This is a genomic window from Embleya sp. L77 (assembly GCF_055557415.1).
The window spans coordinates 6,959,988-6,972,451 of the sequence record NZ_CM145709.1 but is presented as its reverse complement, the minus strand read 5'-3'; the positions used below and the strand labels follow the sequence as shown (position 1 = coordinate 6,972,451).

Sequence of the window (12,464 nt, the reverse complement as noted above, 5' to 3'; positions counted from 1 at the left end):
GCGTTCGTGTCTCGGATCCGAGCCTGTCTCGGAAGGACCACGATGACCACCGACCACCCCGTGTTCGACGACGGCGGGTACACGCCGGACGCCGAGCGCGACACCGCGCTACTGCTGGACGCCTTCGTCGCGCACATCGCGAACGCGGTCCGCGAGCGGGCGCTGCCGGACCGACTCGCCGCCGACGTGATCGCGCTGCACCACGACCTCGAGGCCGTCAACGCGCACCTGATCGACGACGAGCCGTCGCGACACAACCTTCGGATCACCCTCGCGCTGGTGGCGGCGTACCGCGTCCTGCTGCCGCATCTGGCTCGCGACGAGGCCGTCGCCGTGGTCCGGGACGCGATCGTCGAACCGCTCGGCGCACTCACCGAGGCGGCCACCGCGGCGATGCTCGACGCCGCACCCGACCCGTTCGCGGCCATGGTCGCGATGTCGAAGTCCCGCGAGGAGGAATCCTTCGGGCGGACGTTCGCCTTCGTGCGACCGGCGGACGACGACCGACGCTACTTCCTCGACATCCACCGCTGCTTCTACCACGACGTGCTGGTCGCCAACTCGGCTCCGGAGTTGACGCCCGCGATGTGCGCCTTCGATCTCAACTGGATTCGGGCCATAGACCCGGCACGGCACGGTCTGCGCTTCGATCGTGCCGGCACCATCGGCCACGGCGATCCCCACTGCGCGTTCCACTTCCATCGCACCGACCCGCCCGAATCGTCGTGCGACTGACGAAGCGACGACTTCGCCGCACCCGACGACCGTCACCTCGGGGGACGGAACGGTCGACGGGCCGCTCGCGCCGGCAAGCCTCACCGGCGCGAGCGTGCACACCCTCGACGCCCACAGGTCGTCGTCGACGAGGCCGGCGCTCCACCATGACGAGGGCGGCCGAGGTGATGATCCGGGCGGTGTTCGAGACGCCCTCGACGATCGCCGTGCCGTTGTCGCCGGTGGGCAGGTACTCCTCGCGTACGCGGGAGAGGAGGAACCACCTCGTAGTCCATCGGCAGGCCGAACAGGATCGCGAGGAGGAACATCGGGCGCCGGAGGCGTCCAAGCCCTCGAGTGCGCCGGCGAGGGCGGGGCGCCTGTCGTGGTGTGGGAGTTCGTCGCGTTCGTGGTCGAGGACGACGGTAGCCCAATCTAGTGCTCGACCTGGGCGGCCGTGCTCTGTTCGTGATCGCCTGGGTTTTGCCCCACACGTGCACACCGGGGATCCGCATGACAACGGCGGCGGGTTGGGGTGCGCTGAATCCGGTCCCGGCCATACTCCCGCGTAGCGGAAGACCTTCGCAGTGATCGCCGAGAACAGCGACGTCGACTGGCAACGGCCACGACGTAGTGCGCTACTCGGGGCCGCCCGCGCTGCTGTCGGCTCGTAGCCTCGACGGGCTCGGCGGCGCGATCGAGGGCCTGGGCCTCGACGGCTACCGCTGGTCGACGCTCGTCTCCGGCCGTGACCCGATCGTGGTCGGCCTGCTCGGCACGGGCGAGCATCCCGACTTCGTGGTCTTTCGGCACGCGGGCGTGTGGGAGGTGCGGGTCGAACCGCTCGCCGCCGCAAGGACCTTCGATCGCACGATCACCGGCGTGGGTAGCGAGATCGTGCGCTATACCGGCCCCGACGCGAACGCCAGGCTGCGTGTCGGCTCGTGGCGGTACCTGGGATTCGCCGAGGTGAACGCGCTCGGCGAGGGTCGAACCGCGCTCGACCACGCCGCCGTCCGGGGCCGCGGCCGGCTGCCCGGCCGTACCCGTTTCGCGATCACCGCAGGGCTCGTGCACGTCCAGTGCAGCCGGGACGAGCCGTGGCGCGTCAAGGTCGGCTGATGCCGACGCTCTCCGAAAACTGGTTCTGAATCACTTCCCGTGCTTGGCTGAAGGAGCGTCACCAAAACCGCGTCGCCGCCCTCGGTGTCGCGGGGCCCTCTGGGCTGCGTAGGTGGTCGGCGGCAAGGCGTCTGGGAACGCGGGGTGTCAGGCTGGGATGTCGGTCAGTTGCTCGGCCCAGGGTGTGTGGGCTGCTGCGGCCAGTGCCAAGCGTTCGCGGGGCGGGTTCGGACCCCCAGGGCGCCTGACGAGGTCCGGGTCGTCGGTGGAGCCGGCGCGGGTGCGCAGGGCGATCAGGTCGTCATGGCCGATGAGGCGGTGTCGGTAGAGGGTGTGGCCGCCGTGTGCCTCGGTCACGGTCTCAGGAGTCCAACCGTGCTCGCGAAGACGCGCGAGGACGGCCGCCGCGTAGCCGGGCGCACGCTCGGTCGGGAACCAGAGCAGGCGCTGACCGGACAGGTCCGACCACGTCAGTTCCGCGCACTGCGCGAGGGGGTGGCGTCGGTGCAGCACGACGCCGAGCGGCTCGTCGTCCACGGGGTGCAGTACGAGACCCGATGGGTCGACGGGGGTACGGAGAATCCCGAACGCCAGCGTCCCGCCACGCAGCAGGTCGCCCTGGGACTGCGAATCGACCTGCCGGTAGTCGAGAAGCAGTGGTCGTCTCCGCGTCATCGCCCCCTCGACCCGGGTCAGGACGGATCGGGGCACTCCGTGGCACACCCCGACGGTCGCCGTCGGCCGGACATCACGTGCCGCCGCGATCGAGGAGCGCAGTTCGTCCAGGGCCCGGTTGACGCCGTTCAGCAGCAGATTCCCGGCATCGGTGGGTTCCATGCCCTGAGGCGTGCGTCGGAACAGCGGGACGCCGATACGCCGTTCCAGTCGCCGGATCTGCTGACTGAGGCTTGGCTGGGCGATCCGCAACCGCCGAGCCGCCTCGGTGACGGTGCCCGCCTCGGCGACCGCGGCGAAATAGCGCAGCTGCCGTAACTCCACATCGGAGAGATCGTCCACGCCACGTTCCTTCGACCAGTACGTATAGGTGCCAGCCTATGGCGTGGACGCGAACAGGTCTTGGCGCATTCCGGTCGCCCTGGTCTTTGCTGGCTCCATGTACGTGATCGTGTTGCGCTACCAAGCCCCGCTGACGACCAGCGACACGCTCAAGGATGCGCACTACACCAACCCGGACGGCGTGTTCGCCAAGGGCATGGTGCGCTACGCCGGGCCGTTGGAACCCCGCACGGGCGGGGTGATCATCGCCGAGGGCGAGCCCGCCGCCATCGAGGCCGCCGTCGCCTCCGACCCGTTCGTCGTCACCGGCGCCGCCACCGCCGAAATCCTCCGCTTCCACCCCACCGTCCGCCCCGGCGCCGATTTCCCCCACGTTTCGTAGCCACCTCCACGACACGCGCCTTCGACGTTCTTCGCCGCGTTGCGGGGGCGCTCGCATGCCGGGGTCGTCCGCAGGTGTCGGCGTACTGGTCTACTCCTGGTGGATGGCCTGCAGAAGGTTGCCGATCAGGGGACTGCGGTCGTCCGTGCGCCAGGCGACGGCGACTCGGGTGCGGGCGGCGCCGGGATCGATGCCGCGGAAGGTGACGCCCTCGAGGCGGATGCGTCGGATACTCGCCGGGGCGAGGGACACTCCGAAGCCGGCTTCCACCAGGGCGCAGACGGTCTGCCATTCCACCGCGTGCTGGACCACCCGTGGGGTGAAGCCCGCCGTGGTGCACAGGCCGATGATCCGATCGTACAGTCCCGGGCCGACGTGGCGCGGCAGGAGTACGAAGGGCGAGTCCGCCAACTGCGCGACACGAATCGTCCGTTGGGTCGCGAGGACGTGGGTGGAGGGCAGCACCGCCACGAAGGGCTCGGTCACGACGGTCCTGAAACCGAGCCGCGGTTCGTCGTCGGCGGGCGGTTCGCGCACCAGACCGATGTCGATGCTCCGGTCGTGGAGTGCGGCGAGTTGCGGCGTGGTGGTCATCTCCCGGATGCGCAGATGTACGTCGGGGAACCGCTCATGGAAGGTGCGCAGCACGCCCGGCAGGATGGTCAGGGCGAGGGAGGCGGCGAAGCCGATGCGCAGATGGCCGGCCCGGCCGCTGCCGACGGCCCGCGCGGCCGCCAGACCGTCCGCGAGGTCGGTCAGGATTCGGCGTGCCGCGGGCAGGAGTTCCCGGCCCGCCGGGGTCAACGTCACGTGTCCCCGCTCACGGCCGAACAACGCGTGGCCGACCTTGTCCTCCAGGCGGCGGATCTGCTGACTCAGCGGGGGCTGCGCGATGCCCAGGCGGGCGGCGGCACGGCCGAAGTGCAGTTCCTCGGCGAGCACGACGAAGGCGTGCAACTGCGGCAGGGGAAGTTCAGGGCGTTCCATACGTGCAGAGATATCAGACGGCAATGGAAGAAGTATTGGACGTATCGATCACGGCCATTTAGCTTCGGCGCATGACAGAGCGACGTGCAATCCTCGGCGGCTCCACGTTCGAGGAACAGATCGGCTATGCCCGTGCGGTGGTCGACGGCGACTGGGTGCACGTATCCGGGACGACCGGCTTCGACTACACCACCATGACGATCTCCGACGACGTGGTGGAGCAGGCACGGCAGTGCCTGCGCAACATCGAGTCCGCGCTGGCCGAGGCGGGGTGCGGCTTCGCCGACGTGGTGCGGGTGCGATACCTGCTGCCCGATCGGGCGGACTTCGAGCCGTGTTGGCCGGTGCTGCGCCGCTGCTTCGGCCGGATACGGCCGGCCGCCACGATGTTGATCTGTGGTCTTGCCGATCCTCGGATGAGGATCGAGATCGAGGTGTACGCCCGGCGGGCGACCGCGTAGCGGGCGGCCTGGCGCACTCGGTCGCGCGGATCGAAAGCCGGGTCGAGGCCGTGGCACTGGGCGGCGGCGTGGGCCGATAGGGCAGGAACAGGCGGTCCGAGGGCAGCTGATCCACCACGAATTCTTCGCGGAACATTTCTTCGGAACGTACGCGGCGGTGTCGAACGCCGGCTCCCGACGAACGGCCCTCGACCGCGGGTTCGGTCGGGGGCGGGTTCTCCCGCGCTGTCCACGAGCATTGGCCTGTACCGGCCGTGGACCGCGAACGTAGGTGCCGGTGTCTCGGGCGGTCGCGCAGGGGCCTGGTTCTCTTCCGCGTTCATCCGGGTACGCGCGGCGCGGCACGGAGTCGGTGATCTCGTCGGAGGCCGGGCGTGCGGGGGTGCTCCGAATCGGGCGGCCACACGTGTGACCGGCTTGGTCGGCAGGACGGGACGCGGCACGCGCTCGTCCGAATACCGCGCCGGGGAACTGCGCCCCGTATGGCTCGCGTGGATACCACCGATGAGCCGACGCCCGTTTACCCACGGGAGGTGACGCACGCGCTCCCTGAAGACGTCCGAGCTCGAACGCGGGGGCACCGGCGGCCGGTCGCAGATGGGATCTCGTCGGCCGGGGCCGGGTGGCCGTGAACCCGATTCGGCGCACGCCCGTCGAGCCGAAGGGCCAAGGCCCCGGCGGGCCGCATCGGGGACGACCGCAACGCACACCCGGCCGGTGGCCGAGGCGTACGACCAGCTCACCCTGGACTCGGACCCGAAGCGCAAGAAGCCGGACGAGGGTGTGGTGTTCGGTCAGCGCTTCGGGGGTGTCGGCGAGGTCGAGGGTGTCGATCGCGGCGGCGAGCAGCGGGTTCATGACTCACATCCTGGCGTGTGGGGGCCGGGTATCGGTGTCGTTTGCTCCGGCGCGGCCGTGGATGAGCAGGCCGGCGATCGCCTGAGCGATGGGCTGGTCGGTGAGGGCTTGGACCAATCCGAATTCGCCGTTGGGGTTGGTCTCCAGGTATGCCCAGCCCTGCGGGGTGACGACGAAGTCGAGTGCGGCGTAGACGAGTCCCAGGTCGCGGACGTGTGCCACGCATGCGCGGGCGATGGCGGGGGGCCCGGCGAGCGGTGCGCGGTGGCAGTGCCCGCGAGGGGTCGTGCGCCAGTCGAGTCCAGCCGTTCCCGGTGACGACGAAGTCCAGCGCCGCGTAGATCAGGCCCAGTTCGCGCACGTGCGCCACGCACGCCCGCTCGACGTCGGCGGGCATCGAGATCGTCGCTCGCCAATGACCTCTGACCCCCGTCGATGCCTTCGAGGCATGCCATCGAACCCCGATTGGTCTTCGACGGCAGGACCGCGCGTCTCCAGAATTCGGGCACCACCCCTTCGCGTTCCCCAGGAGTTCACCGTGTCCCTCTTGTACACCCGGCGCTGTTGGGCCATATTGACCCTCCTCGTGCTGACCCTGGCCCTCGTGCCGTTCTCGCCGCTGGCGGCGAGACCCGCGTACGCCGGGACCGCCGTGCCCGGTGATTCGCTCACCGGCAGTGGCGCCGTGACCAGGTCGGTGCTGACCGCCGCCGACCTGACCCGCGGCGCGGCCACCGGCACCGTCGCCGGCGACGCCTTCGCGCTGCCTGCGGCGGCCGCCGCCCCGACGCACACCTTCGAGGGCACCCTGACGCTCAAGGGCGTGGCCACCGCAGGCGGCTTCAGCACCCTCAGGGACCCCTACAAGTACGTGGCCACCGCCGCGCTCAAGCACCTGCCGCCGGTGAGCATCGACCTCGTGCAGAACGGCAGTCACGTCATCCCCGCCGTCCGCGGCCTGCAGATCACCGGGAGCGCGTACTGGAACCTGATCGTCGAGGGCGGCCGCGCCTGGAACGAGAACGGCGACGGCGGCCGCACCCGCGTCTCGCTGCCCTTCGCGCTGGTCGGGCGCAACGCCAACTGTGTGCACAACGGCCTGCTGACCTTCCTCTTCGACGGCCACAAGATTTCCCGGGTCCGCTACCAGGTCGCGCACGAGACGTGCGAGTACTTCCAGTTCGACATGTGGGGCCAGGTCGGCGCGACCTACTCCCGGCACACCGTGACCGGTGCCACCGACCTGAAGAACGCGTACGCCGCCGAGGTCGCCGGCCGCATCCCGACCAAATCGATCAGCGCGCTGAGCACCGACTACCCGAACGCCGGCCTCGACACCAGCGCGTTCGGCAGCGGCATCACCCCGTCGGCGCTGAGTACGTACGGCGTGTCCTACGGCGGGGTGAACTACGTCGGCGCGTGCCAGACCCGGCAGGGCGCGTACCCGTACTGCAATCAGATGGTGCTGCCGTCGTACTCGCTGGCCAAGACGAAGTTCGCCGGCATCGTGCTGATGCGGTTGACGCAGGTCTACGGATCGTCCGTGCCGTCGCAGCTGATCCGCGACTGGGTCGGTGAGGCGGACACCTCCGCCTGGACCGGCGTCACGTTCCAGGACACCGCGAACATGGCCACCGGCAACTACTCCTCCAGCGCCTTCGAGGCCGACGAGGCCGGCAGCGGCATGATGGCGTTCTTCCTCGCCGAGGCGTACGGGCCGAAGATCCTGATACTCCCTGATCTTCACCAGCGGCGACCGGATCTCCCTCGTGCGACGCGTGCCGGAGGAGGAGGTCGAGCGCCAGGGGCGCGGCGGCGCTGACCGGAACACTGACAGGCGCGGTGAGCGGAGCGCTCGACGCGCTCACGGACGACGAGGTTGCGGCCACCGTCGCCCTCGACGCCGACCAGCTGCGGGAACGGGTGCGACACGCGACGGAGCTGGCGCTTTGAGGCCGAGGGTGGGATCACCGTGACGTCAGGTGTGCAGGCGCAGGTGTGCCGTGCCGGTGGTGCGGTCGGCGGGGTCGACGAGGAGCGTGAAATTACCGGTGGTAGGCAGAACGGTGCCGTCAACGCCGCCCTTTCCGTTGGTCACGCACCCGCTGGCGAGGACCTCGTCACCGGGTCCCAGCAGTTTGAGGACGTCGCACTGGTCGGGCAGCGTCGACACCGGTACGTCGACGAAGACCCTCTGCCCCGCGGTACCCGAAAAGCGGAAGCGGCTGGCGGCGCCCGCCTGAGCAATGCTCGCGACGGCTTCGGGGCCGTCGGCGCTGATGGTTCCAACTTGGTCGGTGGCGTCGATCAGCCGCAGTTGCGAGACGCCGGTGGTGCGGTCGGCGGGGTCAACAAGAATCGTGTAGTGGCCCGAATCCCGCAGGGTGATGGCGTCGATCCAGCCGTTGCCATGGACGACACAGCCTTGAGCGATGACCTCGTTTGCGGGATCGAGCAGCCTGAAAACATTGCAGGTGTCGGGCAGGGTGGATTCTGGCACGTCCACGAAGAATTTCTGCCCTGCGGTACCGGCGAACGAGAAGCGGCTCTCCCCGCCGGCCCTGCCGACGCCCGCGCTCACGGGCGGACCGCCTGGGGAGATCGCGCCCACTTGATCGACGGTCGCGATCACTCGCACGACCGCCTGGCCGGTAGCGCCGTCGGCTGGGGCCAGAACCACCCGGTACCGGCCCCTCGCGGTCAGGCCGGTGGCATCGACGAAGCCCGTGCCGTCGACGATGCACCCGCTGGCCACCTGTGTTCCGGACGGATCCATCAGATGCAGAACGTCGCATTGATCGGGCAGGTTCGACGACAGCGCGTCCACGAAGACCCTCTGGCCCGACATCCCTTCGAAGGTCAGCTCAGCCTCACCGCCGGGCTGCTTGACGGACAGTTTTGTTGCCGTGCCTGCGGCAAGTTGTTTCTGCGTGGCGGCCGCCGCGGCGGCGAAAGCGATCTCGCCGGTGAGTCCGACGTCGAGAATGCACGCTTCCAGAGATCGCGCCGCGGTGACGTTGGTACTGCGGCAGATCGCCTCGGCTGTGGCCCTATTGGGGAGATCGGCGGCCACGACAGTCTCATGCGGGAACGTACGGTCGGTGAACGTGCCGGTGGTCTCGCCAGGCTTGTAGTCGAAGAGCGACTGGCTCTGCGTCACCCGCCAGCTGTCCGCGTAGGTAGAGTGCAGGGCCTCGGGTGCCGGTGTCGTACCGAGTGTGGCGCCGCCGTGCACCACCAGGTCGTTGTCGGTGCGACCGTCGTCATTGCCGAACAGCCCTTCCACTGCTGCCCTTCGGGCATCCGCGAGGTAGATCGAAACGGTCAGCGACGATGTTCCCACCGCCTCCACCAGCAGCACGGATCGGTCCGGCCAACGAATCTCGACGGTGTCGGGACCGCGCTGCTCGATCTCTCCGCCGTGCGGCAGGCTGCGCACGCCGCTGGCCGCTACGACGACCTTGCCGTCCACGCGGAGTACCAGGCCGGAATTCCCCAGGTACAACCCGACCCGGTCGCCTCCCACGTCGGCGGCCACCGCCGAAAAAAGTGACACGGTGCTCAGGCCCGGTAGCGGGCTCAGTCTGCCCTGAATGTCCAGGTGGCGGATGTCCGGCTCGCGGGCGGACGTGCGGGTGAGCACGAACTCTCCCACCGATTGGAAGTCGTAGAAGAGGCCGTCGAACGTTGTCAGATGCGGGTCGCCCGTGCCAATCGCGCATCCAGCACCGCATCCACCCTGGGACGGCGGTGGGTCTGGCTTGTCCAGGCAGTCAGTACCCTCGGGCGGGAGGGGCTTACCGCTACCGTACTTGGTGCGCGGAAGGAGACCCGCTTGAGTGGCCCGGTACTCATTCTCCTTACGGGTCGCTTTGACTTCGGCGACCGTAATGCCGGTGTCGACTTCGTTTCCTGCACTCATATAGCGGCAGGTGTCGCGCCGGTTGGTTCCCTTGTCATAAGCCGCGAGGTGGCTCATTTCGTGGTAGAGATCGGCACACGTATCGTGGCGCACGTCGGGGTCTTCACCAGGGAATGCTGAGGTGTCGTTGGGGTTCCACTTGATCGTCCCGCCGGTGCCTTGCCCGTTGGCGGCGCGTTCGGAATTCCACCAGTCGGGGTTGGAGACAGTGCCGGGCGCCTTCTCGAACTTGAACTTGTTCGGCGATCGGTCGAGTTGGTCGACGAGATCGCGCTTGCCCGCGGCGGTGAACTTGGCGATGCAACCGTCGTAGACGCCGTGCAGGCCGTCTCCGACCTCGACGACTGCCGCTGCAGGCGTCGCGACCGAGACTGCAAGTGTGAAAGCCAGTGCGGCGGCGGTCGGGACCACCGCCCTCCGCCGAAGCCGGTGCCGCACGGTCGTCAACGTCGTCCTCCCGTCACGGTGAACGCGACCGAGGCCGCTTCACTCGAGGCAAGACAGGGATTACCGGCCGGCGTTGCAGCGGGCAGCAGGGGATGGACGTACCGGGCCGACAGCTCGTACTTCCCGGGTGCGTCGACCGCCCAGAACGCGAGCGCAGCCTCATCGAGGTTGTCCAGGCTCGAGGTGCTCAGCGCCCGATGGTCCTCCGCCGAGGTGCCCCCCTCGCTCGTCCACGGCACGGACAACGAGGCGCCGGGACGCAACGGAACGAGGTTGGCGGACAGGAAGGCCGCGAATCCGTCGATGTAGCTGCCGTTCGTCAGCGCGGGCGCCACGGGCACGCCGTCACGGAGGAACGACACAATCGTCACGGTGCCTTCCGAGACTCGGCTGACCGTGCAGTCCGTGCTTCCCGTATTGGTGAGAACGATGGAAAGCGTGATCTGTTCCTGTCGGGTGTATTCCGCTTTGGACGAGGCGACTGTCATCCGGACATCACTGTGAACGGCGTCCTCGTCGGCACGCGATTCTGGCTCCGATAGAAAGGTGCACCCGCAATTCAGCAGGAGCAGTCCGGTCAGTAGTACGCCTGCGGCCTGGACGCGCATTTCGTCATCCTACGCAGCATGATCAACAAGGGTCTGTACTTCAAACGGGTACAAGACCACGTCGGCCTCTGTGCCAGGCTGCGACGGGGCCGTCCTTGCGGGGGATGCGGCCCGGCGCAACGCGAGGGACTACGAACGCCTCATGTCCCACGCCGAAGCCCACATCCAGTGGGCGTTCACCACCCTCATGACCCGCCGCGTGGCCCGCTCACGCCGTCAGCCCGAGGCAGCCCCGACAGCCGCCTGAAAGCCCTCCTGCTGCCGTTCGGCTGCCCGTCCATCGACGCCCAGCCGAACGGCAGACCGGATCACGACCACACCTCACAACGCCATGACCTGCTGAGAGAGGATGTGAGCACACTGCGGGTCGGTACGGGGGCCGCGAGGCGGCGGGTCAGGAGCAGCGGTGTGGCCATGAGGAAGTCCTCTCGGGTGTCGGGTCGCCTTGGTGGGGTGGTGTGAACTGCCGTGCGTTTCCAGGAGAGCGCGTCGTCCCTGGCGTGGGAAGGGTGTGTGCGGATCGTGCAATCGGTGTGCGGGTCGTGCACACGGCGTCGACGCAGGGTGATTCGCCGGCTACCGTGGGGGCGGACATCGTCCGCGCGTTCCCTGGGGGTCGTGATGGTCGAGCTGCGCCCGCCGTAGGACTCGCCGCGTGTGCGGGTCCTGGCCGCGCGGGGTGATGTCCGTGGTCTGGTACGGGTCGGTCGCCTGGCGCGGAACTGGCGGCAACGCGACCTGGGTTCGATCGTCGGGTACTCCGCGTCAACGGTGTCCCGCGTGGAGTCGGGCGCGCGTTCGGGCGGGATGTGGCGGTGATGCGCAGGTTGGCCGCCGCGGTGGACATGCCTCCCGGGGTACTGGGCGCGGCACTGGGCGTGAGCGCGCCGCTGCCGGCTAGGGTGGGCCGGACCGCCGTGCGGCGGGACGAGGAGGACGACTCGATGCGCCGACGCCGCCTGCTGACCGCCTCCCTCGCGGCCGTTCCCGTCACGATGCTCGGCGGGGTCGACCAGGCGCTCGCGTCGATCCCCACCCGCTCCTCCCCCACCACCGGGGGCGACGTCCTGGCCCGGCTTCGGCGTGCCCGCGGGTGGTACGACAGCGGCGATCACGCCCGACTGGTCGCGGCCCTGCCGGAGTTGCTCGCGGCCGGGCACACCCACGCCGACACCGCTCCCGGTGATCAGGGCGCGTTCGCGCGCCTGGCCGCGTGCTACGACCTCGCGACCGAGACGCTCTCGAAGATCGGCCACTATCAGCGGGCGCGGACCGCGGCCGACCGGGCGACGGTGTACGCCCACCAGTCCGGCTCACCGCTCGCGGCCGCCTCCTCCGCGCGGATGCTCAGTATCGTGCTGCGCCACCAAGGGCAGGAGGCCACGGCCCAGCGCGTGACGCTGGACGCGTCCGCGCGGGTGGAGGGCACCGGGTTGACCACGCCGGAACAGGCCGCGGCGTACGCCCAGATGTTGTGCACGGCCGCCTACACGTGCGCCGGGGCCGGGGACCGGGCGAACGCGTTGGAGTTGATGGCCGACGCCAAACGCGCGGTGTTGCGGGTGCCGGCCGGGCCCGAGGCCCGGACGGTGTTCACGGTGACGCCCGCGTCGGTAGGGCTGTACGAGGTCGGAGTGCTGTACTCCCTCGGCGACGCCGGCGCCGCCCTGCACGCCGGCCGCCGGCTGCACCCGGGACAGTTCCCCACCGCCGAGCGACGCGGACGCCTGCACACCGACATGGCCCGTGCGTGGTGGCAACTCGGCAAAGCCGAACAGACCGCCGACGCGCTGGCCGCCGCTCATCGGGAGGCGCCCGGCGAGGTGCGCGACCGGCCCTCCATCCGTGGCATCGTCACCGAACTCACCGAGCGACACCCCAACACCATCGGCGTCCGAGACCTCCTCACCGCCACCAGGACGCAGTGAAAGCATCACGCCACGCCT

At 69.3% G+C, this 12,464-nt stretch carries 12 protein-coding genes and 1 pseudogene; 7 read left to right on the top strand and 6 right to left on the bottom strand.

All coding sequences use genetic code 11. The features are described from left to right. The first annotated feature begins 42 nt into the window (after positions 1-42). Entirely contained in the window at positions 43-735 is a 693-nt protein-coding gene (locus tag ACZOOI_RS29805; protein WP_465278732.1) for an L-2-amino-thiazoline-4-carboxylic acid hydrolase, read from the top strand. Positions 736-877: 142 nt separating this feature from the next. Here the strand turns inward: ACZOOI_RS29805 and ACZOOI_RS29800 are convergent. Beyond that, positions 878-1,046, bottom strand: a pseudogene (locus ACZOOI_RS29800) (MMPL family transporter); the annotation flags it as partial. 301 nt (positions 1,047-1,347) lie between these two features. Here ACZOOI_RS29800 and ACZOOI_RS29795 point away from each other — a divergent pair. Next, entirely contained in the window at positions 1,348-1,836 is a 489-nt protein-coding gene (locus tag ACZOOI_RS29795; protein WP_465278731.1) for a hypothetical protein, read from the top strand. Between the two features lie 147 nt (positions 1,837-1,983). Here the strand turns inward: ACZOOI_RS29795 and ACZOOI_RS29790 are convergent, their stop codons facing one another. Beyond that, the gene (locus ACZOOI_RS29790; RefSeq protein ID WP_465278730.1) at positions 1,984-2,853 is read right to left on the bottom strand and encodes a LysR family transcriptional regulator; all 870 of its coding nucleotides are present in this window, start codon (positions 2,851-2,853) and stop codon (positions 1,984-1,986) included. 97 nt (positions 2,854-2,950) lie between these two features. Here ACZOOI_RS29790 and ACZOOI_RS29785 point away from each other — a divergent pair, with 97 nt between their 5' ends. Further along, a complete protein-coding gene (locus tag ACZOOI_RS29785) occupies positions 2,951-3,235 on the top strand; it encodes a YciI family protein (protein WP_465278729.1) in 285 nt (94 codons plus the stop codon). A 90-nt stretch (positions 3,236-3,325) separates the two neighbouring features. Here ACZOOI_RS29785 and ACZOOI_RS29780 read toward each other — a convergent pair whose 3' ends face one another. After that, positions 3,326-4,222, bottom strand: a complete 897-nt coding sequence (locus ACZOOI_RS29780; protein ID WP_465278728.1) for a LysR family transcriptional regulator — start codon at positions 4,220-4,222, stop codon at positions 3,326-3,328. A gap of 71 nt (positions 4,223-4,293) precedes the next feature. On the opposite strand from ACZOOI_RS29780, the gene ACZOOI_RS29775 reads away from it, so the two are divergent. Next, a complete protein-coding gene (locus ACZOOI_RS29775) occupies positions 4,294-4,683 on the top strand; it encodes a RidA family protein (RefSeq protein WP_465278727.1) in 390 nt (129 codons plus the stop codon). 861 nt (positions 4,684-5,544) lie between these two features. Here the strand turns inward: ACZOOI_RS29775 and ACZOOI_RS29770 are convergent. Further along, positions 5,545-5,763 carry a hypothetical protein gene (locus ACZOOI_RS29770; RefSeq protein WP_465278726.1) on the bottom strand — a complete coding sequence of 73 codons (219 nt, stop codon included), beginning with the start codon at positions 5,761-5,763 and terminating at the stop codon, positions 5,545-5,547. Positions 5,764-6,079: 316 nt separating this feature from the next. Between ACZOOI_RS29770 and ACZOOI_RS29765 the strand changes: the two genes are divergently transcribed. Continuing rightward, positions 6,080-7,363, top strand: coding sequence for a hypothetical protein (locus ACZOOI_RS29765; RefSeq protein ID WP_465278725.1), 1,284 nt, complete (start codon positions 6,080-6,082; stop codon positions 7,361-7,363). 156 nt (positions 7,364-7,519) lie between these two features. Here ACZOOI_RS29765 and ACZOOI_RS29760 read toward each other — a convergent pair whose 3' ends face one another. Further along, positions 7,520-9,874, bottom strand: a complete 2,355-nt coding sequence (locus ACZOOI_RS29760) for a VWD domain-containing protein (protein ID WP_465278724.1) — start codon at positions 9,872-9,874, stop codon at positions 7,520-7,522. Positions 9,875-9,906: 32 nt separating this feature from the next. Next, positions 9,907-10,518: a hypothetical protein gene (locus ACZOOI_RS29755; protein ID WP_465278723.1), complete on the bottom strand. Its 612-nt coding sequence runs from the start codon at positions 10,516-10,518 to the stop codon at positions 9,907-9,909. A gap of 657 nt (positions 10,519-11,175) precedes the next feature. On the opposite strand from ACZOOI_RS29755, the gene ACZOOI_RS29750 reads away from it, so the two are divergent. Both ACZOOI_RS29750 and ACZOOI_RS29745 read left to right on the top strand, forming a co-directional pair. Continuing rightward, the gene (locus ACZOOI_RS29750; protein ID WP_465278722.1) at positions 11,176-11,337 is read left to right on the top strand and encodes a helix-turn-helix domain-containing protein; all 162 of its coding nucleotides are present in this window, start codon (positions 11,176-11,178) and stop codon (positions 11,335-11,337) included. Further along, positions 11,337-12,446, top strand: coding sequence for a transcriptional regulator (locus ACZOOI_RS29745; RefSeq protein ID WP_465281321.1), 1,110 nt, complete (start codon positions 11,337-11,339; stop codon positions 12,444-12,446). Before ACZOOI_RS29750 ends, ACZOOI_RS29745 begins: the two co-directional genes overlap by 1 nt. The last annotated feature ends 18 nt before the right edge of the window (positions 12,447-12,464 follow it).

What these genes read in the sequence shown, in the direction of transcription:
- ACZOOI_RS29805 (WP_465278732.1), top strand. Translation starts at nt 43, where the DNA reads ATGACCACCGACCACCCCGTGTTCGACGACGGCGGGTACACGCCGGAC.
- ACZOOI_RS29785 (WP_465278729.1), top strand. Translation starts at nt 2,951, where the DNA reads ATGTACGTGATCGTGTTGCGCTACCAAGCCCCGCTGACGACCAGCGAC.
- ACZOOI_RS29780 (WP_465278728.1), bottom strand. Translation starts at nt 4,222, where the DNA reads ATGGAACGCCCTGAACTTCCCCTGCCGCAGTTGCACGCCTTCGTCGTG.
- ACZOOI_RS29775 (WP_465278727.1), top strand. Translation starts at nt 4,294, where the DNA reads ATGACAGAGCGACGTGCAATCCTCGGCGGCTCCACGTTCGAGGAACAG.
- ACZOOI_RS29755 (WP_465278723.1), bottom strand. Translation starts at nt 10,518, where the DNA reads ATGCGCGTCCAGGCCGCAGGCGTACTACTGACCGGACTGCTCCTGCTG.
- ACZOOI_RS29745 (WP_465281321.1), top strand. Translation starts at nt 11,337, where the DNA reads ATGCGCAGGTTGGCCGCCGCGGTGGACATGCCTCCCGGGGTACTGGGC.